Here is a 25,969-nt window from a genome sequence, read left to right on the forward strand (position 1 = left end):
CACGCCACCCCATCGCCGTACCCGGACCGACCAGCAGAAAGGCAGACCGACATGACGCCATACGCGCGCCGCGGAGTGCACGGCCAGACCGTGGAGACTCTCGCGCGCCGGGTGCTCAGCGGGGAGATTCCCGAGGGGGCGACACTCGATCTCGTGGCGTTGCAGAGCGAGTTGGACGTCAGTCTGACCGCTCTGCGCGAATCGCTGAAGGTGCTCGCGGCCAAGGGGATGGTCGACGCGCGGCAGAAGCGCGGCACGTTCGTCCGGCCCCGCGCGGACTGGAATCTGCTGGACGCGGACGTCCTGCGCTGGCAGTTCGCCGGCGGCACGAGCGCGGGCGCCGATCTCGGACTGCTGCGCAACCTCGGGGAGGTGCGCGGCATCGTCGAGCCGGCCGCCGTCCGGCTGGCCGCCGAGCGCCGCACCGACGCCGATCTCGACGCGCTGGAGGCGGCGCTGACGGCGATGGGGGAGGGGGACGGCGGCGCCGCCCACGCGGTCGAGGCCGACCTCGCCTTCCACCGCGCGCTCCTCGCCGCCACCCACAACGAGCTGCTGGAACGCATGGAGATGGTCATCGAGTCCGGGCTCGCCCACCGCGACCGGATCGTGCACAGCTCCCCGCACGGTGAGGACCCGGTGCCCAGCCACCGGGCCGTCCTCGACGCCGTACGGGCCAAGGACCAGGACGCGGCGGAACACGCCATGCGCGTCCTGCTCGACCAGGCGGTACGCGACCTCGACAAGGTCCATGGCACCCCCCACCCGAAAGGCGTCCAGGCGAAGTGAAGATCGTATCCGTCGAAACGTTCCTCGTTCCGCCCCGCTGGCTCTTCTGCCGCGTCGAGACCGATGAGGGCGTGGTGGGCTGGGGCGAGCCGGTCGTCGAGGGGCGGGCCGAGGTCGTCCGCGCGGCCGTCGGCGTCCTCGCCGAGTATCTCGTCGGCCAGGACCCGCTGCGGATCCAGGACCACTGGCAGGTGCTCAGCAAGGGCGGTTTCTACCGGGGCGGTCCCGTCCTGTCCAGCGCCGTCGCCGGTATCGACCAGGCGCTGTGGGACATCGCGGGCAAGACGTACGGAGCGCCGGTGCACGCCCTGCTCGGCGGGCCGGTACGGGACGAGGTCCGGGTCTACGCGTGGGTCGGCGGCGACGAGCCGGGCCGGCTGGCCGAGGAGATCACCGAGCAGGTCGAGGCCGGTTTCACCGCGGTCAAGATGAACGCGGCGGGCCGTACGTCCCCGATCACCACCCCCGCCGAGACGGCGGCGGTCGTGGAGCGGGTGGCCGCCGCGCGCGAGGCCCTCGGGCCGCACCGGGATGTGGCCGTCGACTTCCACGGCCGGTTCAGCCCGGCCAGCGCCCGCCGGGTCCTCACCGAGATCGCGCCGCTGCATCCGCTGTTCGCGGAGGAGCCGCTCCTGCCGGAGCAGGGGCATCTGCTGGCCGGACTGGTCGCCGCGAGCCCCGTGCCCATCGCGACGGGCGAACGGCTCTACGGGCGGGCCGAGTTCCTGCCCGCCCTGGCGGCCGGCATCGCCGTCGCCCAGCCGGACCTCTCGCACGCGGGCGGCATCTCGGAGGTCCACCGGATCGCCTCGCTCGCCGAGACGTACGGGGCGCAGCTCGCCCCGCACTGCCCGCTCGGGCCGATCGCACTGGCCGCCAGCCTCCAACTGGCTTACTGCACGCCGAATTTCCTGATCCAGGAGCAGAGCAGAGGCATCCACTACAACAGGGACGCCGACCTGCTCTCGTACCTCGTCGACACCGAGCCGTTCCGGTTCACCGACGGAAAGGCGCGCAGGACCGAGCTGCCGGGCCTCGGTATCACCGTCGACGAGGCGGCGGTACGGGCGGCCGACCGCACCGGGCACGCGTGGCGCAACCCGGTGTGGCGGCACGCGGACGGCTCGTTCGCGGAATGGTGAGCGGGATGATGAGCCCCGGCCCTGTCCCGCGTGTCGTCACCGACCCCGCGCGTGTCGTCACCGACCCCGCGCGCGTTGTCACCGACCTCGCGCACGGCGGGCGCTGGACCTCACTGGTCGCGGGCGGCCGGGAGTGGCTGTGGCACCGCGACGAGCCGCGCCGCGCCGGCGTCCGGCCGGGCGACGCCTTCGCCGACGCGGGCGGCCTGGAGGAGTGCGTCCCCACCGTGCGCGGGACCCCCGACCACGGCGACGCCTGGTCCAGGGCCTGGCGCCGCGACGGCGACGAGGAGTCCGTCGACTGCCCGGACTTCCGTCTCACGCGCCGTATCCGTACGGACAGCCCCGACACGGATCTCCCCCACACGGACAGCCGCGACACGGACAGCCCGCACCGGACCGTCGTCGACTACCGGCTCACCGCCGCGCCCGGCTACCGCTTCCTGTGGGCGGCGCACGCGCTGCTGGAGGTCTCCGGGCGGGCACGCGCCAGGATGGCCGAGGGCGCGGCGGTCCGGCTCTACCCGGACGGCGGCGCGCGCTGGATCCCGGGCGCCTGGCCGGAGGCGGACGGGGTGCGGCTCGACCGGCTCGGCCCGGACGACGGTACGGCCCTGGGGGCGGTGGTCGACGCCGCCGAGGTCCACGTGGTGGACGGTCCCGAGGTGCTGCGGCTGGCGGTCGAGGCCGAAGGCCAGCCCGTCTCCGTCGCCCTGTGGCGCAATCTCGGCGGCTTTCCCGAGAACGCGCCGTACCGCTCCATCGGCGTCGAACCGATGCTCGGACGGGTCTTCGACCTGGCGGCGGCCGGTGACGGGGACACGGCCCGTGTCCCGGCGTCCGGCGAGGTCCGCTGGCGGCTCACCGTCTCGGCGACGCGCCCACTCTGAATGTCGTACAGGAAAGGAACCCCTCCCGTGGATCTGCCGGCCGCCCTGCGCGCCCACCGACTTGTCGCCATCGTGCGCGGCGACGACCCCGACGCGGCGCTGAGGACCGTACTGACCCTGATCGAGGAGGGCGTCCGGCTGGTCGAGGTGTCCCTCAGCGGCCGGGACGCGCTCGACGTCATCACCCGGGCCAGGGCCGCCCTCGGCCCCGGCGTGCCGCTCGGCGCGGGCACCGTCCTCGGCGCCGGCGACGCGCGCGCCGCACACCGGGCCGGGGCGGACTTCATCGTCACCCCGGCGGTGAGTGACGGCATCACGGCGGCCCGGGAGCTGGGGCTTCCGGTGCTCGCCGGGGTGATGACGCCGACGGACATCCTGGCCGCACGCGGGCTGGGAGCCGAGGCGTTCAAGATCTTCCCGGCCGCCCAGGCCGGTGGCCCCGGCTATCTGCGGGCGCTGCGGGGGCCCTTTCCCGACCTGCCGCTCGTGCCCGTCGGGGGAGTGGACGCGGCGGCCGCGCGGGAGTATCTGGCGTCCGGCGCCCTCGCGGTGGGGGTCGGTTCACCGCTGGTCGGGGACGCGGCTGACGGCGGAAGCCAGGCTGGACTGCGCACCCGGGCAGCGGAGTTCCTCGCGGTCGTCGGTGACATCGAGAGCAGGGAGAAGACGCGATGAACGACACCGCACCCGGACGCCCGTCCGCCGCTGTACCGACCGCTGTGCCGACCGCTGTGCCGACCGCTGTGTCCGCCGCCGTGCCCGTCGCCCGCTGGTCCGACCGGCTCGAACTCGGCGAGGGCATCCGCTGGGTCGACGGCCGGATCGTCCTCACCGACATCCTGACCGGCCGGCTGCTCTCCGCCCCGCCGGGCGACGACCGTACGGACGGTCCGCTGGACGTCCTCACCGAACTGCCCGTACCGCTGGGCGCGGTGGCCCCGGTCGCGGGCCGCCCCGGCGACTGGATCGCCGCCGCGGGCACCGGTATCTGCCTGCTCGCCGCCGACGGCACGGCCGAGTGGCTGGCCCGCCCGGAGGACGCCGCGTCCACGGCGACCCGGATGAACGACGGGACCGCCGACCCGTTCGGCCGGTTCTGGGCGGGCAGCATGACGTACGACGCGGCCGACGGCGCCGGATCCCTCTACCGGGTGGACCGCGACGGCACGGTGACCCGGGTACTGGACGGCATCACCGTGCCGAACGGCCCGGCCTTCTCCGCCGACGGCACGGCACTGTTCCTCGCGGACAGCGCCCGCGCGCTCATCCGCCGCTATCCGGTGGAACCGGCGACGGGAGAGCTGGGTGCCCCCTCGGTGTTCGCGGCGCCGCCCTCCGGCAGCCCCGACGGGATGACCGTGGACACGGAAGGCGGTCTGTGGACCGCCATCTGGGGTGAGGGAGTCGTCCACCACTACCGGGCGGACGGCACACTCGACCAGGTGGTGCCGCTGCCCGCCACCCAGCCCGCCGGGGTCTGCCTCGGCGGCGGCGACGGCCGCACGCTGTACGTCACCAGCGCCCGGATCGGCCTGACCCGGCCGGGCCCGCTGGACGGCGCGGTCTTCGCCGTACGGGTCGACGTACCGGGCCCGCCGACCGCGTCCTACCGCCCGGAGCACGGGTCGTGAGCGCCCCGAGGCCCCTGGGCCCCGGTCCCGTGGTCTGTATCGGCGAGACCATGGCCGCCCTCGCCCCCGACCCGGTCGCCCCGCTCGAAACCGCCGGTCTGCTCCGCGTGGACATCGCGGGCGCCGAGTCGAACGTCGCGATGTATCTGGCCGACCACGGGGTGCCCGCGCGCTGGGTCTCGGCGGTCGGCGACGACCCCTTCGGCCGGCGTGTACGGGACGGGGTCGCGGCCCTCGGTGTCGACGTCACCGCCGTACGGACCGACCCCACGCGCCCGACAGGCCTGCTGATCAAGAACCCGGGCCCGGACGGCACGCGGGTCCATTACTACCGGAGCGGCTCGGCCGCCGCCGCTCTCGGCCCGGAGCTGCTGCGCACCGACGCCCTGCGGGACGCGGGACTTGTCCATCTCACCGGTATCACGGCGGCCCTGTCACCGTCCTGCCGCGCCCTCGTCGAGGAGACGCTGGCTCCCGGGCGCCCCTACCCGGTCAGCTTCGACGTCAACTACCGCCCGGCTCTCTGGCGGCACGAACCGGCCGCCGAGACCCTGTGGTCACTGGCCGACCGCGCGGACATCGTCTTCGTCGGCCTCGACGAGGCCCAGGCCCTGTGGGGCGACACCGTCAAGGACGCGGGCTCGGTCCGTGAACTGCTCCCGGGCCCGGCCGTGTTGGTGGTCAAGGACGGATCCCGCGCCTCCACGGCCTTCCTCGGCCCGACGGCGTACACCGTCCCCGCGCTGCGCGTCCACGTCGTCGAGCCGGTCGGCGCGGGAGACGCCTTCGCCGCGGGCTACCTGGCGAGCCTGCGCCACGGCGGCGACCCCGTACGCGCCCTGCGCCTGGGTCACCTGACGGCGGCCTCGGCCCTGCGGGTCACAGCGGACCACGGTCCCCTCCCGTCACCGGCCCGGCTGACGGAGCTGCTGACGGCGACCGAAGGCGGCTGGTCCGGGGCGACGCCCTGACGCCCGCCCTGGCGCCTGACGCCCGTCCGCCCGGCGGACGAAGAGATCCCCGGCGCCCGGCGGCGAGAAGATCCCCGGCGCCCGGCGGACCGGAAGACGCCCGGGGCCCAGGTCCCCGGCTCTTCTCAGCCCCGCTGCCGCGCCGGTACCGTCCCCGTGGGCTGCGGGGCCCAGGCCGGAGCCTTGCCGGCCAGCTGGCAGACCATCAGGTAGAACGGGATCGGCGGGGTGTACGGCGTGGCGTCGTCCGGCCAGTGGATCAGCCGGGGCCGCGTCGCGGGCACGCTCGTCCCCGCCACGTAGCGGGCCGGTGACGGCCAGCTCAGGTCGAGGTCGGAGCCCGCGGGGACGATCCACCACCAGTAGTCGGCGTCGGCGAAGACACAGCCCGTACGGGGCAGCCGTGCGATGAGCCGGAAGCCGTGCCGGGCCGGGACGCCCACCGCGTCGCAGCCCAGCGAGGCCGGCAGGGTCGGCGGGAGCGGGAGTTCCACCTGGCCGGGCGGTCCGCCGAGGCCGATGCGGTGCAGCGCGGTCTTCAGCACGGCGACTCCACTCCGTGCGGCAGTTCGGCCCAGACGACCCGCCCGGGGCCGTAGCCCGCGGTGTCGTGGACTCCCCAGCCCTGCGCCATCGAGTCGACGAGGAACAGGCCCCGGCCGCCCTCGTCCTCGGAGGCGCGGTGCATCCGAGGCCCGGTCGGACCGTATCCCTGGTCCTCCACGGAGACCCGCAGGTATCCCATGCCTTCCTTGATCTCGCAGATGACGTGATCGCCCGCGGCGTGCACGATCGCGTTCGTGAAGAGTTCGGAGACGATCAGGATCACGGTCTCGCGGGTGCTCTCCGATATGCCCCAGCGAGCGAGCCGGTCGCCCGCGAGCGTTCTGGCACGGCCGACGGATTCGGCACGGGCCGGCAATTCGAAGCCGTAGCGGCGGACAGCGTGAGCAAGGCACGGGGCGGTGAGCTGTGGGGTGAGCGCGTTACCAGGTGCCACGACCGATTCCTAACGGTGGGGGAGCGGCGACGGTGCACCAGACATCTCCCATGGCAGAGCGCACAGCCGCGTGAACTGGTTCACACGCCCACTGTCCTCCCGCCGAGGACACTTGGCAAGTGCCACTCTGAAAAATCCAGAGTGCCGTGTTCTTCGTCCGGAAGGCATGGCAGACTGCTGCCAAACGTGCGTGGGGAGGTCCCAAAGTGAGTGAACCGCGGTCCGCCCCGACCGTGGGCCAGGTCGTACTCGGCAGACGCCTGCAGGATCTGCGCGAGCGCTCCGGCCTGAAACGCGAAGAGGCCGCCAAGCTCCTGCGCGTGGCCCCGGCCACGATACGTCGCATGGAGACGGCCGAGGTCGCCCTCAAGATCCCCTATGTCCAGGTGCTGCTCAGGGCGTACGGGATCCCCGAGGACGAGGCCGACGCATTCGTCGAACTCACCGAAGAGGCCAACAAGCCCGGCTGGTGGCAGCGGTTCCACGACATCCTGCCCGACTGGTTCAGCATGTACGTGAGCCTGGAGGGCGCGGCCGCCCTGCTCCGGTCGTACGAACCGCACTTCGTTCCCGGCCTGCTCCAGACCGAGGGATACGCCCGCGCGGTCATGAACGCCGGGGCCGTGGGACAGTCCCAGTCGGAAGACATCGAACGGCATGTGGCACTCCGCATGGAGCGCCAGGCACTGCTCACCCGGGCCGACGCGCCCAAATTCTGGGTGATCATGGATGAGACAGTGCTGCGCCGCCCGGTGGGCGACACCCCGGACGTCATGCGGGAGCAGATCGACAGGCTGCTCGACAGCTCGTCCCTGCCCCATGTGACGCTCCAGATCGCGGAATTCTCGTCCGGACACCACCCCGGGACCTACGGGCCGTTCGTGATCTTCCGCTTCGCCGTACCGGAACTGCCGGACATGGTCTACAGCGAGTACCTGACCGGCGCCGTCTATCTCGACGCGCGCCCGGAGGTGGCCACTCACCTGGAGGTCATGGACCGGATGGCGGCCCAGGCCGCGACTGCACAACGCACGAAGGAGATCCTCCAGGATGTCCGCAAGGAGCTGTGAATGGATCGCATATACAACGGCATGCCCGCCGCCGACCTCGGCGCCGAAGGCTGGCACAAGCCGTGGAGTGGCGGTAACGGCGGCAACTGCATCGAGGCCATGAAGCTGGCCGACGGCAGGGTCGCGGTGCGCCAGTCCGCCGACCCCGACGGCCCCGCCCTGATCTACACCACCGGCGAGATCGCCGCGTTCATCCAGGGCGCCAAGTCGGGTCAGGCGGACTTCCTCCTCACCTGATCCCCACCAGCCGTTCCTGTTCCACCGACGCACCGACCCACCGATGCACCGCAGATCCATCGCAGATCCATCGCAGATCCGCCGCGGCTCGTCCGTGGACCCCGTTCGCAGGACCTCGCGAACCACTATCCGTCACCCGGTAGAACCGCGCGGCGTCGCAGCGCTTTCAGGTGTGCTGCGGCGCCGCGCGTATTCCGGCGTCAGCCCTTCAGGTACGCCAGCCCCGGATGCGCCCGCGTGTAGCCGTCGAGCAGCCGCCGCGCCACCGGCACCGAGTCCACCAGCGGATGCAGCGCGAACGCCTTCACCGCGTTCGCCCGTGACCCGCTCTCCGCCGCCGCCAGCACCTCGCGCTCGACCGCCTTGACCGAGGTCACCAGACCCACCGCGTGATACGGCAGCGGATCCACCGCCACCGGATGCGCGCCGTTCGCGTCCACGAAGCACGGCACCTCGATGACCGCCTCCGGATCCAGCACGGACAGCGTGGAGCGGTTGCGTACGTTCAGGATCAGCGTGGCTCGCTCGTCGCGGGAGATGGCCCGCATCAGGGCCAGGGCGATCTTCTCGTACCCGCCCGACTCCAGATCCTCGTCGTCCCGCTCACCCACCCCGGCCGCGTCGCGGTTCGCCGCCATGTACGTGGCCTCGCGCTCGGCGAGCGTACGGTGCCAGGCGTCGAGCGCCGAGCCGGGAGCGCCGTCCGCGCGGCCCAACTCACCGTAGAAACCCGCCTGCTGGTCGCGGAGAAACGCCCCGCGCGTCTGCTCGGCGTCCGTATAGGCGCGGACGGTCTCCCGGTTGAAGTAGTAGTAGTGCAGATACTCGTTGGGGATCGCGCCGAGCGAATCGAGCCACTCGGGGCCGAACAGCCTGCCCTCCTCGAACGAACCCAGCGCCGCCGGATCCGCCAGCAGCCGGGGCAGCACGTCGCGCCCGCCGACCCGCAGCCCCCGCAGCCAGCCCAGGTGATTGAGCCCCACGTAGTCGAACCACGCCTCGTCCGGATCCACCCCCAGCACCCGCGCGACCCGGCGGCCCAGACCGACCGGCGAGTCGCAGATCCCGATGACCCGGTCGCCCAGGACCCGCGACATGGCCTCCGTGACCAGACCCGCCGGGTTCGTGAAGTTGATGACCCACGCGCCGGGGGCCAGCCTGGCCACCCGGCGCGCGATGTCGACGGCGACCGGGACCGTCCGCAGTCCGTACGCGATCCCGCCCGCCCCGACCGTCTCCTGCCCGAGCACGCCCTCCGCCAGCGCCACCCGCTCGTCGGCAGCGCGCCCGTCGAGCCCGCCCACCCGGATCGCGGAGAACACGAAGTCCGCGCCGCGCAGCGCCTCGTCCAGATCGGTGCTCACCGTGACCTCCGGCGCGTCGGCCACACCGGAGGCCTGGTCGGCCAGGACCCGCGCCACGGCGGCGAGCCGGCCGGCGTCCACATCGTGGAGAGCGACCCGGGTGACCCGGCCCGCCCCCCGGTCCCGCAGCAGCGCCCGGTACACCAGCGGCACGCGGAAACCGCCACCACCCAGAATAGTCAGCCTCATGAGGGTTATTTTGGGGGGTGACGGGCCTGCCTGGCTGTCAGGCTCCCACCCTGCGCTTGTTCCAGACGTCGAAGCCCACCGCCGCCAGCAGCACCAGGCCCTTGATGACCTGCTGGTAGTCCGTGCCGATGCCCACCAGGGACATGCCGTTGTTCAGCACGCCCAGGACGAGCCCGCCGATGATCGCGCCGAACACCGTGCCGACGCCTCCGCTCATCGACGCGCCGCCGATGAACGAGGCCGCGATGGCCTCCAGCTCGAAGTTGACCCCGGCCTGCGGCACACCCGCGTTGAGCCGGGCCGCGTACACGATCCCGGCCAGCGCGGCGAGTACGCCCATGTTGACGAAGACCAGGAAGGTGACCCGGCGGTCCTTGACGCCGGACAGTTTGGCGGCGGCCTGGTTGCCGCCGAGGGCGTACACGTGGCGGCCGACGACGGCGTTGCGCATGACGAAACCGAAGCCGATGAGCAGCGCCGCGAGCAGCAGCAGGACGACCGGGACGCCCCGGTAGCTGGCCAGCGTCATCGTGAAGGCGACGACCGCCGCCGCCAGCGCCACGCACTTGACCAGGAACAGATTCCGGGGGAGCACCTCCAGGTCGTACGCCTGCTGCCGGCGCCGGTCCCTGAACTCCTGGAACAGCGCGAAGGCCAGGAGCGCGAGCCCCAGCAGCAGGGTCAGATTGTGATAGTTGGTGACCGGGCCGACCTCGGGGAGGTACCCCGTCGAGATCTTCTGGAAGCCCTCCGGGAACGGGCCGAGCGAGCGCGAGCCCAGGAAGATCTGCGTGGCGCCACGGAAGAGCAGCATGCCGGCGAGTGTGACGATGAACGACGGGATGCCGACGTACGCGATCCAGAAGCCCTGCCAGGCACCGGCGATCGCGCCGATGATCAGGCCGATCACCAGGGCCAGGACCCAGGGCATCTTGTGTTCGACCATCATCACCGCGCACGCGGCGGAGACGAACGCCGCCAGCGAGCCGACCGACAGGTCGATGTGGCCCGCGATGATGACGATCATCATGCCGATGGCGAGCACCAGGATGTAGCTGTTCTGCAGCACCAGATTGGTGACGTTGTTCGGCATGAGGAGCACGCCGTCGGTCCATATCTGGAACAGCACGACGATCAGGCCGAGCGCGATCAGCATCCCGTACTGCCGCATGTTGCGGCGCGCGGCCTCCAGCAGCAGCGCCCCGGTGGTGGTGCGCCCCGACGAGGGCGAGGACGGGCCCTTCCGCGCCGTGCCTCCCTTCGCCCCGTCGCCCTTCGGAGCGTCGCCCTTCGGTGTGTCGGTGGTGACCGGACCCATGTCGACTACCTCGTGTTCTTGGTCATGTGGCGCATCAGGACCTCCTGGGTCGCTGCCGCGCGCGGGATCTCACCGGTGAGCCGGCCGGCCGCCATCGTGTAGATGCGGTCGCACATGCCGAGTAACTCGGGGAGTTCGGAGGAGATGAAGACGACCGCTTTGCCCTGGGCCGCCAGTTGGTCGATGACGGTGTAGATCTCGTACTTGGCGCCGACATCGATCCCGCGCGTGGGCTCGTCGAGGATCAGCACATCGGGCCCCGCGAAGATCCACTTGCTGAGCACGACCTTCTGCTGGTTGCCGCCGGAGAGCCGGCCGACCTGCTCGAAGACGGTCGGCGCCTTGATGTTCATGCTCGCGCGGTACGACTCGGCGACCCGGGTCTCCTCGTGCTCGTCGACCACCCCGCGCCGGGCGACCTTGGACAGGGCGCCCAGCGTGATGTTCCTGGCGATGGTGTCGATGAGGTTGAGCCCGTACTGCTTGCGGTCCTCGGTGACGTACGCGATGCCGTGGGCAACGGCCTCCGGCACCGTGCGGGTACGGATCTCCCGGCCGTCCTTCAGCACCGTGCCGCTGATGTTGCGCCCGTACGAGCGCCCGAAGACGCTCATCGCCAGCTCCGTGCGGCCCGCGCCCATCAGCCCCGCGATCCCGACGATCTCGCCCCGGCGGACCTCCACCGAGACCCCGTCGACGACCTTGCGCTGCTGGTCGATGGGGTGGTGCACGGTCCAGTCGCGCACTTCGAGCGCGGGCCGCGCCCCCGGCTCGCCCTCGTACGGGGTGCGGTCGGGGAAGCGGTGGTCGAGATCGCGGCCGACCATGCCCCGGATGATCCGGTCCTCGGTGGTCGACTCCGCCCGGACATCGAGGGTCTCGATGGTCCGGCCGTCCCGCAGGATGGTGACGGAGTCGGCCACCTCGGAGATCTCGTTCAGCTTGTGCGAGATGATGATCGAGGTGATGCCCTGTGCCTTGAGCTCCTTGATGAGCAGCAGGAGTTGAGCGCTGTCGCCGTCGTTGAGCGCGGCCGTCGGCTCGTCCAGGATCAGCAGCTTCACCTTCTTGGCGAGCGCCTTCGCGATCTCCACGAGCTGTTGCTTGCCGACGCCGATGTCGGCGACCCGGGTCTGCGGATGTTCCTTCAGCCCCACCCGCTTGAGCAGCGCGGCGGCATGCCGGAGCGTCTCGTTCCAGCTGATGATGCCGCGCGAGGCGTGCTCGTTGCCGAGGAAGATGTTCTCCGCGATGGACAGGTAGGGGATGAGGGCCAGCTCCTGATGGATGATCACGATGCCCTGTGACTCGCTGGCCCCGATGTCCTTGAAGGCGCAGGGAGCGCCCTCGAAGAGGATCTCTCCCTCGTAACTCCCGTGCGGATGAACCCCGCTGAGCACCTTCATCAGGGTGGATTTGCCCGCGCCGTTCTCCCCGCAGATGGCATGCACCTCACCCCGCTCCACGGTGAGGCTGACGTCGGAGAGCGCTCTGACCCCCGGGAAGGTCTTCACGATGGAGCGCATCTCCAGGACAGGAGAGGTCACTTCAGGTCACTCGCCTTGATGTAACCGGAGTCCACGAGCACCGACTGGTAGTTGGACTTGTCGACGCTGACCGGGTCGAGCAGGAAGGCCGGGACGACCTTGACCTCGTTGTCGTAGGTCTTCTCGTCGTTGACCTCGGGCTTCTTGCCGTTCAGGACGGCGTCCGCCATCTGCACGGCCTGCTTGGCCAGCGCCCGGGTGTCCTTGTAGACGGTCTGCGTCTGCTGCCCCGCGATGATCGACTTCACCGAGGCCACCTCGGCGTCCTGCCCGGTGACCAGCGGGTACGGCTTGGCGGACGTGCCGTAACCGTCCGACTTGAGCGCCGACAGAATGCCGATGGAGATGCCGTCGTACGGCGAGAGGACCGCGTCCACCTTCTGCGAGCCGTACGCCTTGGTCAGCAGGTCGTCCATGCGCTTCTGGGCCGTGCCGCCGTCCCAGCGCAGGGTGGTGACCTGGCTCAGGTAGGTCTGGCCGCTGCGGACGACGAGCTGCTTCTTCTGGATGTACGGCTTGAGGGTCTTCCACGCGCCGTTGAAGAAGTAGCCGGTGTTGTTGTCGTCCGGGGAGCCGCCGAAGACCTCCAGGTTGAACGGGCCCTTCTTGCTGCCGTCCTTCAGGCCGAGCTTGTCGAGCAGGTAGTTCGCCTGGAGCACGCCGACCTTCTCGTTGTCGAAGGACGCGTAGTAGTCGACGTTCTTGGTGCCGAGGATCAGCCGGTCGTACGAGATCACCTTGATGTTCTTGTCGGCGGCCTGCTGGAGGACGTCGCTGAGCGCCCGGCCGTCGATGGCCGCGATCACCAGGACGTCGACACCCTTGGTGATCATGTTCTCGATCTGGGACACCTGCTGGGCGACGTCGTCCTCGCCGTACTGGAGGTTGGTCTTGTAACCGAGCTTCTGGAACTGGGCGACCATGTTGTTGCCGTCGGCGATCCAGCGCTCCGACGACTTGGTGGGCATCGCGATCCCGATGGTGGCGCCTTCGCTGCTCTTCTTCTTCTCCTCCTTGCTGCCGCCGTCGCCGCTCTGCCCGCAGGCGGCCAGCGAGAGGATGAGGGATACGGCGGTGACGGTCAGTGCGGCTCGGCGCGTACGCATGATGGCGATCAGTCCTTGTCGTGGGGGAGCGGAAGGGTGGGGGTGAAACGGTCGAGGGGACCGGGCAGCCGGGAGCCGAGCGGCGACATGCCGCCGCCGGCGCCGTGCCGGTCGAGCAGATCGAGGACGAGCCTGCCCCGCCTGACCCGTTCGCGGGCGCTGCTGAGAGCGGTCTCGCGGAGCTGGGCGCCGTACGGGTAGATGCCCGGGGACCTGGACAGGCCGAATTTGAGGTAGAGCGGTGCGCCACGCCGGATCAGCTCCGCCGTCTCGTACATCCGGACGTAGCCGCCGAGGTCGTCGGGCGCCTCGATGTAGAGGTCCATGGGGGCGCGGCTGACCCGGCGGATCTCGGTGAGGTGGGCGAGTGTCAGGTCCGAGGGGACGTTGACGGAGTCGGCGCCCAGGCGCTCGAACACCGCGTACGAAGCCGGGTTGACCGGACCGATCAGCGCCGAGACCTTGAACGTGGTGTCGGCGGGCAGCGCACCCCGGGCGCGCAGCTGGTGCAGCGACCACAGGACGCCTTCGTCGGCGACGAGCAGACACCGCACGCCGAGTTCCGTCGCGCGCAGGGCGTCCTCGACGCAGCCGGCCACGGCGTCATGGCCCCGGGCGCGCAGCCCCGCGCCGCCGGAGGCGGTACGGGTCGAGCCGCCGGTGTCCCAGGTGCCGCGCGGCCCGGTGAACAGGCACAGTTCGATGTCGCGGGCGGCGCAGGCGTCGACCATCTCGGTGATGTCGGCGTCCGAGAGCATCCACACGCCACTGCCCTGGCTGACCCGGTGGACCGGCACGTCGAGGCGCAGGGACTCCTTGAGGACCTCGGCCAGTGACTCGGGGCCTTCGACGGAGGGGATCTCGGTGCGCCAGCGACCGCCGTCGGGAAAGGCGTGGGGAGAGGTGTCCGCCGGGTTGTCCGGTGGCGCGGCCAGGCCGAGCGCGGCGAGCGCCCGCTCGCCGGGACGGCGCGGGCCGGGGGCTGATGCGTCGGTCACGGACGGAGTCCTTCGGTTCGGGGCGGTGGATCGGTCGTGTGCGTCGGGCCGGTGCTGCGGTGCGGTGTCGCGTGGCGCCCGTGCTGCGGTGCGGTGCGGTGGCCCGGGTCGGGTGCGCGTGGCGCACGGCCCGCTCAGGGGCGCAGCAGCACCTTCCCGGTGCCGGGGTCGCCCCCGCCGACGAGCGCCACCGCCTCCCCGTACCGCTCCAGCGGGAATTCGTGCGTGATCAGCGGCCCCGGATCGAGCGTCCCGGCCGTGAACGCGCCGACGGCGAAGGACCAGGCGGCCGAGGGGGCCCCGAAGACGCTCCGCACGGTCAGCTGGTTCAGTGACAGGTGCACCGGGTCGATGCCGGTCGCGCCGGGCGCGAACATGCCGGTGATCACGACCCGGCCGCCGCGCCGCGCCAGCAGACACGACGAGGCGGCTGTCGTCGGCGCCCCGGCCGTCTCGATGACGAGGTCGTAGCGGCCGTGCAGCTTCTCCGCCTGCTCGGGCGTGTGGATCGTGCTCGCGCCCAGCACCCCCGCCAGACACGCCCGTTCGGTGCGCGGGTCGATGACCGCCAGTTCGCCCGGGGAGGAGGCGGCGAGCAGCTGTACGGCGAGCAGCCCCAGCGTCCCCGCGCCCACGACCGCGACCCGCTCACCCGGTTCCGGGGGGCAGGACCGTACGGCGGCGGCCACCACCGCGGCCGGCTCCAGCAGGGCCGCGGCCCGCAGATCGGCCGTGTCGGCGAGGAGGTGCAGCAGCCGCGCGGGGACGACCACATGGTCGGCGAAGCCACCGGGGACGGTGAAGCCGGTCTCGGCGTATCCGGCGGTGCACAGCGAGGTCTCGCCGTCCCGGCAGCGCGCGCAGACCCCGCAGAAGCGGAACCCCTCGGCCACGGTCCTGCGGCCGATCAGGTCGGCCCCGACGCCCTCGCCCACCGCGTCCACGGTCCCGGACCACTCGTGTCCCGGTGTCACCGGGTAGCGGACGAAGGAGGCGTCGCGGTGGCCGTCGTACACCTCGCGGTCGCTCATGCAGATACCGGCCGCCGCCACCCGGACGCGTACCTCGCCGCGTCCGGGCACCGGCTCGGGGCCGTTCACCAGCCGGTGGACGCCCGGCCGGTCGACGACCACGGACCGGCTGCTCATCTCGCCGCCTCCGCGTCATCGCGTGCTGCGCCCGTCCCGGCGCGCTTCGGGTCGCGCTTCTCCCAGCCCTCGGCCCACAGGTCGAACCGCGCCTGCTGCTGTGGGAATTCGGCCGCCGCGTCGATGTCGAACTCCACGCCGAGCCCCGGTGCGTGCGAGATCTCGAAGCAGCCCGTCGCGGGGTCGACCCGCGGGGCGCCCGTGACCACCTTCTTGATCTCCGCGTCCGCGAAGTCGTTGAAGTGTTCAAGGATCTTGAAGTTCGGTGTGCAGGCGGCGAGTTGCAGGCTGGCGGCGGTCAGCACGGAGCCGCCGACGTTGTGCGGCGCGATGAGTGTGTAGTGCGTCTCGGCGGTGGCGGCCAGCTTCCGTGCCTCCAGGATGCCGCCGATGTGTCCGACGTCGGGCTGGATGATGTCGACGGCCTGGGACTCGAAGAGTTCGCGGAATTCGATCCGGTCATGGATGCGTTCGCCCGTCGCGATCGGCAGGTCGACCTTGTCGGCGACCTTGCGCAGCGCCTTCAGATTCTCCGGCGGTACGGGCTCCTCCAGCCAGGCCGGGGCGTACGGTGCCAGCTCCCGTGCCATCCGGATCGCCGTCGCCGGGCTGAACCGCCCGTGCATCTCCAGCATCAGTTCGGTCTCGGGCCCGATCGCGTCGCGTACCGCCTCGATCAGCGCGACAGCGTCGTTGGACGCCGCCCGGTCCAGCTCGAAGTGGCCGGTTCCGAACGGGTCGATCTTCAGGGCCCGGTAGCCGCGCTCGACGACCGCCTGGGCCGCCTTGTGGTAGGCCTCCGGGGTGCGCTCGGTGGTGTACCAGCCGTTGGCGTACGCCTTGACGCGGTCGGTGACCTTGCCGCCGAGCAGCTGCCAGACCGGCACGCCGAGGGCCTTGCCCTTGATGTCCCAGCAGGCCATCTCGACGACGGCGATCCCCGACATCACGATCTCTCCGGCCCGGCCGAAGTCGCCGTACTTCATCCGGCGGACGAGGTCCTCGACCGCGAACGGGTCCGTCCCCGCGATGTGGTTGGCCTCCGCCTCGCGCAGATACCCGAGCAGCGCGTCGGTCCTGCCGAGCATCCGGGTCTCGCCGACGCCGGTCAGACCCTCGTCGGTGTGGACGAGGACGTAGGTGAGGTTACGCCAGGGCGTACCGACGACATGGGTGGTGATTCCCGTGATGCGCAAGGCAGTTGGCCCCTTGAGTGTGTTCGAAATCTCGTCACACGTTCGAAATGCTGGCGTGACGTTATTCAGGCGGCACGGGGGGTGTCAATGGGTTGCACAGCCGTTAGCCTGTTCGTCATTCCGGCCACTGGCCGAAGTATCGAACGACAGCCGAAGTACCGAACGAAAGGGTGGGTGATCGGCCATGGGACGGCTGGTTCCCGCGGTCACGCGGGCCCTGGACATACTCGAACTGTTCCTGGACGGTGACGGCACGCTCTCCGCCCCCGACGTCATCCGCCGGCTGGAACTGCCGCGCACCACCGCGCACGAACTGCTCACCACCCTCGCGGCCCGCTCGTACGTCGCACCCGTCCCCGGTCGGCCGGGCCGCTACCGACTCGGCGTCCGCACCTACCAGTTGGGCAGCCGCTACGCCGAACAGCTCGACCTCGCCGCCGAGGGCCGGCAGGTCGCCCGCGAGATCGCCGAGACCTGCGACGAGACCGTGCACGTCGCGATCCTCGAAGACACCGACGTCATCTACATCGCCAAGGTCGACTCCACCCACGCCGTCCGGATGGTCTCCGCCACCGGGCGCAGGCTGCCCGCCCACTGCACCTCGGTCGGCAAGATGCTGCTCGCCTCGCTCCCCGAGACGGAACTCGAACTCCGCATGGCCGGTCATGAATTCATCGCGATGACACCCGACAGCGTGACCGACCCCGACGTCCTCGGCGCCCAGCTGGCACAGATCAGGGAGCGCGGTGTGGCCGTCGAGCGCCGCGAGTCCAACCCCGACGTGAGCTGCGTGGCCGCACCGGTACGGGACAGCACCGGACAGGTCGTCGCGGCCCTGTCCATCTCCGTACCGATGATCCGCTGGAGCGACGAACGCGAGGCCGAGCTGGCCGGGCTGGCCGTCCGGGGCGCGACCGAGATCTCCGTACGCCTCGGCCACCGGGCGCGGCGATGAGGGCCGAGGTCGCCACCCGCGCGCACGCCCGCCTCGGCGAGGGCCCCACCTGGGACGGTGCGGCTCAGCGGCTGATCTGGGTCGACATACTCGCCTCCCGCGTCCACACCTACGACCCGGCCGGCGGACACCGTACGGTGCTGGCCACCGAGCAGCACGTCGGCGCGGCCAAGCCGTGCGCGGACGGCGGCCTGGTGGTCAACCTCCGGGACGGCATCGGCCGGTACGGTCCCGACGGGGCGTTCTCCTGGCTGCACCACGACCCGGTGCCCGGCCGCCGGGGCAACGACGCGGCCGTCGCCCCCGACGGCGCGCTCTGGGCGGGCAGCATGCGCTACGACGAAGCGCCCGAGGGCGGCACCCTGATCAGGGTGGCCCCGGACGGCACGGCCACCCGGGCACTGACCGTGGCCGTCGGCAACGGCACCGGCTGGAGTCCCGACGGGCGGACGATGTACTACATCGACAGCCCCACCCGGCGCGTCGACCGCTTCCGCGTCGACGGCGAACGCGTCGTGGACCGGCGGACACTGGCCACCATCGAGCCCGGAGCGGGCCTTCCGGACGGGCTCACCGTCGACGCGGACGGCTGCCTCTGGGTCGCGCTCTGGGACGGCGGGGCGCTACGCCGCTACACGCCAACCGGTGTGCTGGACCGGACCGTCGAGCTGCCCGTACAGCGCCCCACCGCCTGCGCCTTCGGCGGTCCGGGCCTGCGGGACCTCTATGTCACCACGGCCCGCACCGGCCTGGACCGCCCGCACCCGCTCTCCGGTTCGCTGCTGGTCCTCCCCGGCGCTGGGCAGGGCCTGCCGTCCACCGCCTTCGGCGGCTGATCCGGCCGGGGCACCGGGACGCGGCTCAGCGGGCCTCGGCCGCGTCCGCCAGGTGGTGGGACATCTGCTCGATCAGGTGCTGGAGCGCGTCCGGGCCGAAGAGCATGGTGAGGCGTCGTCCAAGTTCGGCACGGATGCGTTCGTCGCGCGGGCGTAGCCGAGCCGGGGCGGCGCCAAGGTCGTGAGCGCTCGTCCAGCGGATCGCGTCTCACCTATGACGCAAGACGTAAGACATGCGCTGGACCCAGGCGCCGACCACGTCAACGGCCAAGTCGCAGAGGGTGGTTGGTCATCGTTCTGCGGCTCCCTCCGCTTCCGGGCCGGACGGGGCCACGTAGTCGGGGCACTTGGGCGACCCGCACTCGCACGGGGGCCAGCGCAGCGCGGAGCCGGGGACGAGGTCCGCGCCCTCCGCTCCGGGATCGGACTTCCTGACGAGGAGGACCCCGTCCGCGCCGAACGCCGTCTCCAGCAGGGACAGAATCCTTCGCGACTCGCTACGTGTCATCCCGCCAGCCGCCTCAGCCCGAGCGCCACGCGCGCCGTCAACTCCCTGGTCGGCCGGGCGAAATGGCGAGGAACCCACTCAGGTGTCAGGTGAGGAAGTTCCTCGGCGGCGAGAGAAGCGTCCGGCGCGGCCGGCTTGCCGACCGGTTCCGGCCCCTGCGGGGTTTTCTTACACATGAGAGCGTGCCTTCCGTAATCGCTTACTCGCTTTCTGTGTTCAAGCATCGGCGGGCGCGAGTACGCTCAACAGGGGGTCGGCGTTGACTTTGGGGGCTTTCAAGAGAGGGGCTGCCCACGTGGCGTATGCAGACGAGCTGGACCCGGCGGACTCCGTACTGGCGTTCTACGCGACGGATTTACGGAGGCTCCGGGAAAAGGCGGGTATGTCCCAGCGAGCCCTCGCCAAAGAGGCGTTGATGGCGCCCTCGCTGCTCAACAAGATCGAGGCGGCGAAGCGGCTGCCGACGAAGGAACTGTCGGCGCTCGCGGACAGAATCTTCGATATGGACCAGCACTTCACGCGACTCTGGCCCTTGGTGATCAAGTACGCGTACCCCAAGTGGTTCCGTCCGTACGTAGAGCTTGAGGAAGCGGCGGCAGAGATCAGGTCGTTCGAAGTGCAGGTAGTGCCTGGCCTGTTGCAGACGGAAGACTACGCGCGGGCGGTACTTGCCGTAAGACGGCCTCATCCCGACATCGTCGAGGAACACGTCACTGCGCGGCTTCAACGACAACACATTCTCAAGCGGGACACTCCACCGGAACTGTGGATAGTGCTGGATGAGAACGTGCTCCACCGCCGGATGGGAAGCGTTGACACGATGCGTGGTCAACTTGAGCACCTGCTGACGGCCGCTGAGGCGTACAACACGGTTCTGCAGATCGTCCCGTTCGACGCAGGTGGGCACGCGGGAGTGGGTGGGCCGTTCTCCGCCCTCACCCTGGATGAGGGGCCGGACGTCGTGTACGTCGACGGATTCCTGCAAGGGCAGATCCTCGCTGAGCCCGAAGAAGTGAGGGAGGCCGCACGCGCCTATGATCTGCTCACGGCCGCTGCCCTTTCGCCCGACCGGTCGATCGACATGATCGCCAACGCTTTGAAGGAACTCAGACCATGATCAGCGTGAGCAGCCTGCCCGGTACGGCGTGGCAAAAGTCCAGCTACAGCAGCGACAACGGCGGTAACTGCGTTGAGGTCGCGTCCGGCCTGCCTGATGTCGTGCCCGTCCGTGACTCCAAGAACCCCGCCGGGCCGGTGCTCATGATCGTCCCCGGTGCGTGGACGGGCTTCGTGGCCTTCGCCGCCCAGCGAGCGGATCGGACGGACGCCTGACGGCAGGCCGCAGAATAGGGGCATGTCCCGACGCCCCGCCCGTTCCTCCCGCCCCGCTCCGTCCGCCGTCACGGCCGCCTCGCCCTGCCCCTGTGGTCTGCCGGCCACGTACGGGGCGTGTTGCGGGCGGTTCCATGGGGGAGCCGGGACGGCGCCCACCGCCGAACTGCTGATGCGTTCGCGCTACAGCGCCTTCGTCGTCCGCGACGAGCCGTATCTCCTCCGGAGCTGGGCCCCCGCGACCCGGCCGCCGAGCGTGGAATTCGATCCGGCGATGCGGTGGGCGGGGCTGGAGATCCTGGAAACCACCGATGGCAGCGCGTTCCACACGACCGGCACGGTCACCTTCCGCGCCCGCTTCACCGACCAGGGGCGGCCGGGGTCGCTGCACGAGCGGAGCCGCTTCTCCCGCCACGAAGGTGCCTGGGTGTACGTGGACGGCACCTTCCTGGAGGAATGAGCACCGGGCCCGGGCGTCCCGCGTCGGCCGGATCTCTGCGCTAGGTTGCGGCCATGGCGACATACGTACTGGTGGCGGGCGCGTGGCTGGGATCGTGGGCGTGGGACGAGGTGGTGCCCGAGCTGCGAGCGGCCGGACACGGTGCCCACCCGATCACGTTGACCGGCCTCGGTGACAAGCAGGGCGTACCGGCGGGGCAGCAGACCCACGTCCGGGACATCGTCGACGAGGTGGAACGGCACGATCTCCGGGACGTCGTCCTGGTCGGGCACAGCTACGCGGGCATCCCGGTCGGTCAGGCGGCCGAACGGATCGGCGACCGGCTGGCCCGCGTGGTCTTCGTCGACTCCGAAGTTCCCGTCGACGGCGGCTCGTTCGCCTCCGGCTGGTGGCAGGGCCGGGCGGCCCTGGAGGCTCTGATCGCCGACAACGGCGGCTTCTGGCCGCCGCTGACCCCCGACGACTACGAGGGGCAGGGGCTCGGCGATGAACAGGTCGCACGGATCGTGGGCGGCTCGACGCCACACCCGGGCGCCACACTGACCGAGCCGGCCGCCCTGTCGCGTCCGCTCGGCGAGCTTCCGGCGACGTACATCAAATGCCTGCTCGACGGTCCCGAACCGAACGACGACGTAACGGAGTTGCTGACCAGCGAGCACTGGCGGCTGGTCGAGATGGACACCGGCCACTGGCCGATGTTCTCCCAACCGCGCGAACTGGCAGGGATCCTGCACCGGGCAGCCGCACGGTCCTGACCAGCGGGTCGTGGTACTGGGCTTCCCCTGATGAACTCGCTGGGATTGAACCCTGTGCAAGCTCGCGCGAAGATCTGCGGTGGGCCGCGTTGGAGTCGGGTGGGGCCCTGTCCGATCGCTATGTCGGAATCTGAAGAAGTAAGTAAAAACAGGCGCCTGCCCAGATAAACTCCCAGGTCAGCTCCTGTGATCCCTGCGCCTGCGGGGTTGGTCCCGTGTCGGCGAGCATCGGCTTGTAGCGCCGTGCGTGATCCCCGCGCCCGCGGGGTTGGTTCCTTTGAGGCGCGCGAGCGTGCCACCGCCGAACTGTGATCCCCGCGCCGGCGGGGCGTTGTCCCACACCCCGCAGCCAGCAAGAGTCTGTCTCTATGAGCAGTTGGCCCTCAGAGTGATCCGCCTCGCTCTGGAGGCCGACGGCGGCGCTCATGGAAACCTGTCGGCACGGATACGTTCACAGCCCGGCTGGACAGTGCATGGGCGTGGTGGTCTGCCGCCATCGAGGAATCACAGGAGGGACGCTGGGTCCGTGATGCCGTGGAGCGGCAGGTGATGGCGGACATCGGGGCCGCCACCGGCGCCCTGCACGGCGGCCGACCGGCCCCGTTCACCGACGACTCCTGGCACGTACGTATTGGACGGATCGCCAACTGGGCCGGTGCGCTCCGACTGGCGGCCCGGGCAGGCGGGTGGGAACTCCAACCCGTCGTCGGGCACAGCCCGACCCACCCTGCGGGCATGGCCGAGCTGCTGTCCGGGATCTATGCGATCGTCGAGCAGGGCGAGAAATGGATGACGCGGCTCCGAGAGGGGCGGCCGCCGCCGGAGAATGAGATTGCCCAGGCCGAGCGTTTTCTGACCGGGCCAGGATCCGTCGAGGACCTTGAGCTGTTCTTCTACGACTGACAGCCACCCCTACCCGCCCGGCATCGCCCTATCGCACGCCCGCCGATCCAGACGGAACCGCCTGGATGCCCACCGGGGAGGGCGCCGATCCCGCCTGGGCGATGTAGTGCCGGATCACGTCGCGGTTGTGGTGGAGCGCGGAGAGCCGGCGCTCGATGTCCGCGAGGACCTGCGAGAGGCTGGCGACCAGGTCCGGGTGGACCACGGGCCGCAGATCGGAGCCGGAACCCCGGAAGCAGGGCAGGATCTCCCGGATGAGATCCGTGGACAGGCCCGCGTCGAGCAGGCCCCGGATCTGCCCGACGCGCTCGACGGCCCTCGCCGAACTCCGCGCCTACCTGGACGGCAGCCACCCCCGGGTGCACGCCGTGCCGGGCGAGGGTGCCCGGCCGGCGATCCACCTGCTGGGCTCGGGCACGTACAGCGCGGCGCTCGCCGCCCGGCTCGGGCTGCCGTTCGTCATCGCGGGCCACTTCGCGCCCGGCGGCCTCCAGGAGACCATGGACCTCTACCACGCGGACTTCCGGCCCTCCGACACCCTGCCGGAGCCGTACGCCATCGCCTGCGTCAATCTGGTCCTGGCGGACGACGAACGCGAGGCGCGGCGCCTGTTCACCTCGATCCAGCAGCGCTTCCTGGGACACCTGCGCGGCGTCTCCCAGCTCCTCCCGCGACCGGTGGACGACATCGGTCCCCTCTGGACGGCGCGGGAGGCCGCCGCCGTGGATCAGCAGCTCGCGGCGTCCTACCTCGGGACCCTGGAGACCGTACGGCCCCGGCTGGAGGAACTCGTCGCCCGGACCGGTGTCCGCGAACTGCTCCTCGCCACCGAGACCCACGACCCGGAAGCACGCAAGCACTCCATCGCCATGGCCTCGGCCCTCTGGAGCTGACCTCCTGTCTTTCCCGCGTTTTTGTCGATCGCGGGCGCTCCCCTTCGCACGAGCAGAGCACGAGCAGAGGGAGAGGAGGCGGTGATGGCCGGACGCGACGCCTCCGTACCGACACATCCTGACCGGCGCCCGAGCAACCCGTGTCTGCCGCCCCTACGGTACGAGCGGACTGTCCCGGCGCCGGGCGCGTGACCGGGACCTTCGCCAGGGCGCGGCACTCGGGCGGCTCGATGCTGAGACGCGGCAGCCAGCGGTCCAGCCACCAGGGCAGCCACCAGTTGGCGCCGCCCAGCAGGTGCATCAGGGCGGGAACCAGCAGCGTGCGCAGGACGAAGGCGTCCAGCGCGACCGCCGATGCCAGCCCGATGCCGAACATCGCGATGACCCGCTCCCCGCTGAGGACGAAGGAGAGGAAGACCACGATCATGATGACCGCCGCCGAGTTGATCACCCGGCCGGTCTCGGCGAGGCCGACCCGGACCGCCCGGCGGTTGTCGCCGGTCAGCAGCCACTCCTCGTACATCCGGCTGACCAGGAAGACCTGATAGTCCATGGACAGACCGAAGAGGACGGCGACCATGATCACCGGCAGGAAGGGTTCGACGGGGGCCCGCGCTGCCGAGGCCCAGCAGCTCGCTTCCCCGTCCCCACTGGAAGATCGCGACCACGATCCCGAAGGACGAGGCGACCGCGGCGACGTTCATCAACGCGGCCTTGAGCGGGATGCCGATGGAGCGGAAGGCGAGCAGCAGGAGGAGACAGCCGAGCGCGATGACGACGCCGACGAAGAGCGGGAGTTTGCCGACGATGACCTTGGCGAAGTCGTCGTAGCTGGCGGTGACGCCGCCGACGTGGACGCGCAGTGAGGTGTCCGTGACGGCCCCGGGCATCACACGGGCCGTGTCCTTTGCCACATCGTCGGCCTGGGTGACCCGCAATCGCCGGGAAGCCGGAGCTGCCACGGCGTGACGACTTTTACGCAGGCTTCACACTGTCCAACATCGGTGTAGGGTCCTGAAACTATGAATGACGCACAAGCGATGAAGACTCCTTCATCATCCGCGCTGAGACCCGCCTGGGTCACCCTGCTGCTGATCTCCGTAGGCATCTTCCTGCTCCCGGTCGGCCTGACCGGCGCCGGTGTCGCCCTGCCCGACATCGCCAAGGAACTGCACCCGAGCCCGCAGGCCCTGTCATGGGTGGTCAGCGGCTACAACGTCATGTTCGCCTCGCTGATGCTCGCCTTCGGCACCCTCGCCGACCGCTTCGGCCGGCGTCGCATCTTCCAACTCGGCATGCTCCTCTTCACCATCGGCGCGATCCTCTGTGTGGTCGCCAACTCGATCGTCCTGCTGGACATCGCCCGCTTCATCAACGGCATCGGCGCCGGCGCGGCCCTGACCGCCGGCTCGACCCTCCTCGCCGCCCGCTTCGAGGGCGCCGCCCGCGTCCGCGCCTTCGGTGTCTTCGGCACCGCCCTCGGCGCCGGCCTCGCCTTCGGCCCGCTCATCTCCGGCCTCCTGCTCACCGGCATGGGCTGGCGCGGCGTCTTCGCCATCCCGGCCGTCATCGGCCTCCTGGTGACCCTCTTCTCCCCGCTGCTCGCGGAGTCGAAGAACCCGGACGCCAAGCGGCTCGACTGGCCCGGCACGATCACCTTCACCGGTGGTCTGTTCCTGCTGATCTTCGCGCTCATCGAGGGCCCGGAATTCGGCTGGGGCTCCGGCGCGGTCATCGGTTCCTTCATCGGAGCCGTGGTCCTCATGACCATCTTCTACTTCGCCGAGAAGCACCAGAAGAACCCGATGTTCGACCTGGCCCTGCTGCGCAACGGGCGCTTCACGGGAGTCAGCTTCGCGGCCGCCTCCCTCGCCTTCACGCTGCTGCCGCTGCTGGTCCTGCTGCCGACGTACTTCAGTGCCGTCGAGGGCTACAGCGCGCTGGAAGCCGGCGCGGTGCTGATGTTCTTCACCGTGCCCACGCTGATCCTGCCGCTCCTCGCCCCGGTCCTGGCCAAGCTCTTCTCCGTCCGGGCCCAGCTCGTGACCGCCATGGCGATGGTGGCCGCCGGTATGGCCTGGCTGACGGTCATCGCCCCGCACGGCGGTCTCGGTGTGATCGCCGGTCCGCTGCTGCTCACCGGCGCCGGTTACGGTGTCACGCTGGCCATCCTCGACGGCGCCGCGGTCTCCAGCGTCGAACTGAACCGGGCCGGCATGGCCGCCGGTATGTTCAACGCCTTCCGTCTCAGCGGCGACACCGCCGCCGCCGCGGTCGGCGCCTCGCTGCTGATCAGCGTCACGTCCTCCCAGCTGATCGGCAAGGTCGCCGACCCGCAGAAGGTCACCGACGAACTCAACGGCGGTATCCACACCACCTCGCTCGTCGCGGCCGAGGCGTTCACCAGCGCCCTGCACGTCGTCATCTGGATCAGTGCCGGTCTCGCGGCCGTCACCGTTCCCCTTCTCTTCCGCGCCCTGCGCCCCGAGAGGAACAACGGCGGAAAGGGCCGCACCGTCGCACGCGGCAACACCTCGGAGGCGCGGCCGGAAGGCGCACTCCAGTAAGAGCACGACCGGACCGACCGGACCGACCGGACCGACCGGACCGACCGGACCGACCGGACCGACCGGACCGGTACGGCATTCGGTGTCACTTCGGCGATCGCGGTGCGTCTCCGCCCGGCAAGGGGGAGACACACCGCGATCCGGCGTACCGGCCTCACGCTGTC

28 protein-coding genes and 1 pseudogene are annotated in these 25,969 nt (G+C 70.7%); 17 read left to right on the forward strand and 12 right to left on the reverse strand.

Features of this window, described 5'->3' with window-relative positions; all coding sequences use genetic code 11:
• The first annotated feature begins 51 nt into the window (after window positions 1-51).
• From ACIBAE_RS07785 to ACIBAE_RS07810, 6 genes are all read left to right on the forward strand, one after another.
• Window positions 52-789 (forward strand): FadR/GntR family transcriptional regulator, encoded by a 738-nt coding sequence (locus ACIBAE_RS07785; protein WP_399282960.1) that lies wholly within the window; start codon window positions 52-54, stop codon window positions 787-789.
• Window positions 786-1,931: a galactonate dehydratase gene (gene dgoD / locus ACIBAE_RS07790; RefSeq protein WP_399282961.1), complete on the forward strand. Its 1,146-nt coding sequence runs from the start codon at window positions 786-788 to the stop codon at window positions 1,929-1,931. Before ACIBAE_RS07785 ends, dgoD begins: the two co-directional genes overlap by 4 nt.
• A 5-nt stretch (window positions 1,932-1,936) precedes the next feature.
• Window positions 1,937-2,821 carry a hypothetical protein gene (locus ACIBAE_RS07795; protein WP_399282962.1) on the forward strand — a complete coding sequence of 295 codons (885 nt, stop codon included), beginning with the start codon at window positions 1,937-1,939 and terminating at the stop codon, window positions 2,819-2,821.
• Window positions 2,822-2,848: 27 nt separating this feature from the next.
• Complete coding sequence (locus ACIBAE_RS07800) at window positions 2,849-3,496, forward strand: bifunctional 4-hydroxy-2-oxoglutarate aldolase/2-dehydro-3-deoxy-phosphogluconate aldolase (RefSeq protein WP_399282963.1); 648 nt, start codon at window positions 2,849-2,851, stop codon at window positions 3,494-3,496.
• A gap of 68 nt (window positions 3,497-3,564) precedes the next feature.
• Window positions 3,565-4,452, forward strand: coding sequence for an SMP-30/gluconolactonase/LRE family protein (locus ACIBAE_RS07805; protein WP_399283065.1), 888 nt, complete (start codon window positions 3,565-3,567; stop codon window positions 4,450-4,452).
• Window positions 4,449-5,423 (forward strand): sugar kinase, encoded by a 975-nt coding sequence (locus ACIBAE_RS07810; RefSeq protein WP_399282964.1) that lies wholly within the window; start codon window positions 4,449-4,451, stop codon window positions 5,421-5,423. Before ACIBAE_RS07805 ends, ACIBAE_RS07810 begins: the two co-directional genes overlap by 4 nt.
• 125 nt (window positions 5,424-5,548) lie before the next feature.
• Here the strand turns inward: ACIBAE_RS07810 and ACIBAE_RS07815 are convergent, their stop codons facing one another.
• Window positions 5,549-5,968, reverse strand: a complete 420-nt coding sequence (locus tag ACIBAE_RS07815) for a hypothetical protein (protein WP_399282965.1) — start codon at window positions 5,966-5,968, stop codon at window positions 5,549-5,551.
• Window positions 5,962-6,423: an ATP-binding protein gene (locus ACIBAE_RS07820; protein WP_399282966.1), complete on the reverse strand. Its 462-nt coding sequence runs from the start codon at window positions 6,421-6,423 to the stop codon at window positions 5,962-5,964. Before ACIBAE_RS07820 ends, ACIBAE_RS07815 begins: the two co-directional genes overlap by 7 nt.
• 206 nt (window positions 6,424-6,629) lie before the next feature.
• On the opposite strand from ACIBAE_RS07820, the gene ACIBAE_RS07825 reads away from it, so the two are divergent.
• The gene (locus ACIBAE_RS07825; RefSeq protein ID WP_399282967.1) at window positions 6,630-7,493 is read left to right on the forward strand and encodes a helix-turn-helix domain-containing protein; all 864 of its coding nucleotides are present in this window, start codon (window positions 6,630-6,632) and stop codon (window positions 7,491-7,493) included.
• On the forward strand, window positions 7,494-7,730 hold the full coding sequence (locus ACIBAE_RS07830) for a DUF397 domain-containing protein (protein ID WP_399282968.1): 237 nt from the start codon (window positions 7,494-7,496) through the stop codon (window positions 7,728-7,730).
• Between the two features lie 200 nt (window positions 7,731-7,930).
• On the opposite strand, the gene ACIBAE_RS07835 is transcribed toward ACIBAE_RS07830, so the two are convergent.
• The 7 genes from ACIBAE_RS07835 to ACIBAE_RS07865 all read right to left on the reverse strand — a co-directional run bounded on the left by ACIBAE_RS07835 (window position 7,931) and on the right by ACIBAE_RS07865 (window position 16,596).
• Window positions 7,931-9,283 (reverse strand): 6-phospho-beta-glucosidase, encoded by a 1,353-nt coding sequence (locus ACIBAE_RS07835; protein ID WP_399282969.1) that lies wholly within the window; start codon window positions 9,281-9,283, stop codon window positions 7,931-7,933.
• A gap of 37 nt (window positions 9,284-9,320) precedes the next feature.
• Window positions 9,321-10,601: a multiple monosaccharide ABC transporter permease gene (mmsB, locus tag ACIBAE_RS07840; protein WP_399282970.1), complete on the reverse strand. Its 1,281-nt coding sequence runs from the start codon at window positions 10,599-10,601 to the stop codon at window positions 9,321-9,323.
• 5 nt (window positions 10,602-10,606) lie between these two features.
• Window positions 10,607-12,148: a multiple monosaccharide ABC transporter ATP-binding protein gene (gene mmsA, locus ACIBAE_RS07845; protein WP_399282971.1), complete on the reverse strand. Its 1,542-nt coding sequence runs from the start codon at window positions 12,146-12,148 to the stop codon at window positions 10,607-10,609.
• Window positions 12,145-13,254: a multiple monosaccharide ABC transporter substrate-binding protein gene (gene chvE, locus ACIBAE_RS07850; protein ID WP_399282972.1), complete on the reverse strand. Its 1,110-nt coding sequence runs from the start codon at window positions 13,252-13,254 to the stop codon at window positions 12,145-12,147. The genes mmsA and chvE overlap by 4 nt, the downstream gene beginning before the upstream one ends.
• Window positions 13,255-13,262: 8 nt before the next feature.
• Window positions 13,263-14,252 (reverse strand): hypothetical protein, encoded by a 990-nt coding sequence (locus tag ACIBAE_RS07855; RefSeq protein ID WP_399282973.1) that lies wholly within the window; start codon window positions 14,250-14,252, stop codon window positions 13,263-13,265.
• Window positions 14,253-14,386: 134 nt separating this feature from the next.
• Entirely contained in the window at window positions 14,387-15,400 is a 1,014-nt protein-coding gene (locus ACIBAE_RS07860; protein ID WP_399282974.1) for a zinc-binding dehydrogenase, read from the reverse strand.
• Window positions 15,397-16,596, reverse strand: a complete 1,200-nt coding sequence (locus tag ACIBAE_RS07865) for a mandelate racemase/muconate lactonizing enzyme family protein (RefSeq protein ID WP_399282975.1) — start codon at window positions 16,594-16,596, stop codon at window positions 15,397-15,399. The genes ACIBAE_RS07860 and ACIBAE_RS07865 overlap by 4 nt, the downstream gene beginning before the upstream one ends.
• A gap of 184 nt (window positions 16,597-16,780) precedes the next feature.
• Between ACIBAE_RS07865 and ACIBAE_RS07870 the strand changes: the two genes are divergently transcribed.
• Window positions 16,781-17,551, forward strand: a complete 771-nt coding sequence (locus ACIBAE_RS07870) for an IclR family transcriptional regulator (RefSeq protein WP_399282976.1) — start codon at window positions 16,781-16,783, stop codon at window positions 17,549-17,551.
• Window positions 17,548-18,387, forward strand: coding sequence for an SMP-30/gluconolactonase/LRE family protein (locus ACIBAE_RS07875; protein ID WP_399282977.1), 840 nt, complete (start codon window positions 17,548-17,550; stop codon window positions 18,385-18,387). The genes ACIBAE_RS07870 and ACIBAE_RS07875 overlap by 4 nt, the downstream gene beginning before the upstream one ends.
• Before the next feature lie 289 nt (window positions 18,388-18,676).
• On the opposite strand, the gene ACIBAE_RS07880 is transcribed toward ACIBAE_RS07875, so the two are convergent.
• Window positions 18,677-18,895: a hypothetical protein gene (locus ACIBAE_RS07880; protein ID WP_399282978.1), complete on the reverse strand. Its 219-nt coding sequence runs from the start codon at window positions 18,893-18,895 to the stop codon at window positions 18,677-18,679.
• Window positions 18,896-19,190: 295 nt separating this feature from the next.
• On the opposite strand from ACIBAE_RS07880, the gene ACIBAE_RS07885 reads away from it, so the two are divergent.
• From ACIBAE_RS07885 to ACIBAE_RS07905, 5 genes are all read left to right on the forward strand, one after another.
• Window positions 19,191-20,012, forward strand: a complete 822-nt coding sequence (locus tag ACIBAE_RS07885) for a Scr1 family TA system antitoxin-like transcriptional regulator (protein WP_399282979.1) — start codon at window positions 19,191-19,193, stop codon at window positions 20,010-20,012.
• Window positions 20,009-20,227 carry a DUF397 domain-containing protein gene (locus tag ACIBAE_RS07890; RefSeq protein WP_399282980.1) on the forward strand — a complete coding sequence of 73 codons (219 nt, stop codon included), beginning with the start codon at window positions 20,009-20,011 and terminating at the stop codon, window positions 20,225-20,227. Before ACIBAE_RS07885 ends, ACIBAE_RS07890 begins: the two co-directional genes overlap by 4 nt.
• A gap of 22 nt (window positions 20,228-20,249) precedes the next feature.
• Window positions 20,250-20,687: a YchJ family protein gene (locus tag ACIBAE_RS07895; protein WP_399282981.1), complete on the forward strand. Its 438-nt coding sequence runs from the start codon at window positions 20,250-20,252 to the stop codon at window positions 20,685-20,687.
• 53 nt (window positions 20,688-20,740) lie between these two features.
• On the forward strand, window positions 20,741-21,442 hold the full coding sequence (locus ACIBAE_RS07900; protein ID WP_399282982.1) for an alpha/beta fold hydrolase: 702 nt from the start codon (window positions 20,741-20,743) through the stop codon (window positions 21,440-21,442).
• Window positions 21,443-21,991: 549 nt separating this feature from the next.
• Window positions 21,992-22,345 carry a hypothetical protein gene (locus tag ACIBAE_RS07905; RefSeq protein ID WP_399282983.1) on the forward strand — a complete coding sequence of 118 codons (354 nt, stop codon included), beginning with the start codon at window positions 21,992-21,994 and terminating at the stop codon, window positions 22,343-22,345.
• Window positions 22,346-22,373: 28 nt separating this feature from the next.
• On the opposite strand, the gene ACIBAE_RS07910 is transcribed toward ACIBAE_RS07905, so the two are convergent.
• Complete coding sequence (locus ACIBAE_RS07910) at window positions 22,374-22,550, reverse strand: hypothetical protein (RefSeq protein WP_399282984.1); 177 nt, start codon at window positions 22,548-22,550, stop codon at window positions 22,374-22,376.
• Between the two features lie 49 nt (window positions 22,551-22,599).
• Here ACIBAE_RS07910 and ACIBAE_RS07915 point away from each other — a divergent pair, with 49 nt between their 5' ends.
• Window positions 22,600-23,238, forward strand: a complete 639-nt coding sequence (locus ACIBAE_RS07915) for an LLM class flavin-dependent oxidoreductase (RefSeq protein ID WP_399282985.1) — start codon at window positions 22,600-22,602, stop codon at window positions 23,236-23,238.
• A 208-nt stretch (window positions 23,239-23,446) separates the two neighbouring features.
• Here the strand turns inward: ACIBAE_RS07915 and ACIBAE_RS07920 are convergent.
• Window positions 23,447-24,110 (reverse strand): annotated as a pseudogene (locus ACIBAE_RS07920) (MMPL family transporter); the annotation flags it as partial.
• Window positions 24,111-24,260: 150 nt separating this feature from the next.
• Here ACIBAE_RS07920 and ACIBAE_RS07925 point away from each other — a divergent pair.
• Window positions 24,261-25,805, forward strand: a complete 1,545-nt coding sequence (locus tag ACIBAE_RS07925; protein WP_399282986.1) for an MFS transporter — start codon at window positions 24,261-24,263, stop codon at window positions 25,803-25,805.
• Window positions 25,806-25,969 lie beyond the last annotated feature (164 nt).

The sequence above is a fragment of the Streptomyces sp. NPDC051569 genome (genome assembly GCF_044454085.1).
Taxonomy (GTDB): Bacteria; Actinomycetota; Actinomycetes; order Streptomycetales; family Streptomycetaceae; genus Streptomyces.

Coding starts and splice junctions, on each gene's coding strand:
- ACIBAE_RS07785 (WP_399282960.1), top strand. CDS start 52: ATGACGCCATACGCGCGCCGCGGAGTGCACGGCCAGACCGTGGAGACT.
- ACIBAE_RS07795 (WP_399282962.1), top strand. CDS start 1,937: ATGATGAGCCCCGGCCCTGTCCCGCGTGTCGTCACCGACCCCGCGCGT.
- ACIBAE_RS07830 (WP_399282968.1), top strand. CDS start 7,494: ATGGATCGCATATACAACGGCATGCCCGCCGCCGACCTCGGCGCCGAA.
- ACIBAE_RS07835 (WP_399282969.1), bottom strand. CDS start 9,283: ATGAGGCTGACTATTCTGGGTGGTGGCGGTTTCCGCGTGCCGCTGGTG.
- mmsB (WP_399282970.1), bottom strand. CDS start 10,601: ATGGGTCCGGTCACCACCGACACACCGAAGGGCGACGCTCCGAAGGGC.
- chvE (WP_399282972.1), bottom strand. CDS start 13,254: ATGCGTACGCGCCGAGCCGCACTGACCGTCACCGCCGTATCCCTCATC.
- ACIBAE_RS07860 (WP_399282974.1), bottom strand. CDS start 15,400: ATGAGCAGCCGGTCCGTGGTCGTCGACCGGCCGGGCGTCCACCGGCTG.
- ACIBAE_RS07870 (WP_399282976.1), top strand. CDS start 16,781: ATGGGACGGCTGGTTCCCGCGGTCACGCGGGCCCTGGACATACTCGAA.
- ACIBAE_RS07875 (WP_399282977.1), top strand. CDS start 17,548: ATGAGGGCCGAGGTCGCCACCCGCGCGCACGCCCGCCTCGGCGAGGGC.
- ACIBAE_RS07880 (WP_399282978.1), bottom strand. CDS start 18,895: ATGACACGTAGCGAGTCGCGAAGGATTCTGTCCCTGCTGGAGACGGCG.
- ACIBAE_RS07890 (WP_399282980.1), top strand. CDS start 20,009: ATGATCAGCGTGAGCAGCCTGCCCGGTACGGCGTGGCAAAAGTCCAGC.
- ACIBAE_RS07895 (WP_399282981.1), top strand. CDS start 20,250: ATGTCCCGACGCCCCGCCCGTTCCTCCCGCCCCGCTCCGTCCGCCGTC.
- ACIBAE_RS07900 (WP_399282982.1), top strand. CDS start 20,741: ATGGCGACATACGTACTGGTGGCGGGCGCGTGGCTGGGATCGTGGGCG.
- ACIBAE_RS07905 (WP_399282983.1), top strand. CDS start 21,992: ATGGCGGACATCGGGGCCGCCACCGGCGCCCTGCACGGCGGCCGACCG.
- ACIBAE_RS07915 (WP_399282985.1), top strand. CDS start 22,600: ATGAGATCCGTGGACAGGCCCGCGTCGAGCAGGCCCCGGATCTGCCCG.
- ACIBAE_RS07925 (WP_399282986.1), top strand. CDS start 24,261: ATGAATGACGCACAAGCGATGAAGACTCCTTCATCATCCGCGCTGAGA.